This is a genomic window from Treponema sp. R80B11-R83G3 (genome assembly GCF_054786115.1).
The window spans coordinates 1-445 of the sequence record NZ_BDHF01000501.1; the positions used below are offsets into that span (position 1 = coordinate 1).

Genomic DNA, 445 nt, shown 5'->3' on the forward strand with positions numbered 1-445 from the left:
CCGCCATTGGGAGAGAGGCTTTTTCCGGTTGTACTGGCCTTACCGCCGTCAACATTCCTAACAGCGTAACCGTGATCGGGGATTCCGCTTTTTCCGGTTGCAGAAGCCTTGCCGCCGTCACTATTCCTAACAGCGTAACCTCCGTCGGAAATGGCGCTTTTTCCAATTGTTCCAGCCTTACCTCCGTTACCATACCAAACGGCGTAAGCTCCGTCGGGAATCGGGCTTTTTACGGTTGTACCGGCCTTACAACTGTAACCTTTGCAGGGACAATTGATAAATCCGGATTTTCACCAGATTCGTTCATGGGGGATTTATATGATAAGTATTACGGAAATAACGGAGGGCCGGGGACTTATACCACGCGGGTTGCGGGAAATGGCGCGGTGTGGAGCAGGCAGGCTTAAAAAATTAGGAATTATGAGAGAGGAAATAGGAATAAAGT

The 445-nt window shown here is 49.7% G+C and carries 1 protein-coding gene; it reads left to right on the forward strand.

Annotated features, from left to right (window positions below):
* A partial coding sequence (locus tag ACYVRH_RS14670; protein ID WP_461257600.1) for a leucine-rich repeat domain-containing protein occupies positions 1-407 on the forward strand: 407 nt, incomplete at its 5' end.
* Positions 408-445: the final 38 nt, after the last annotated feature.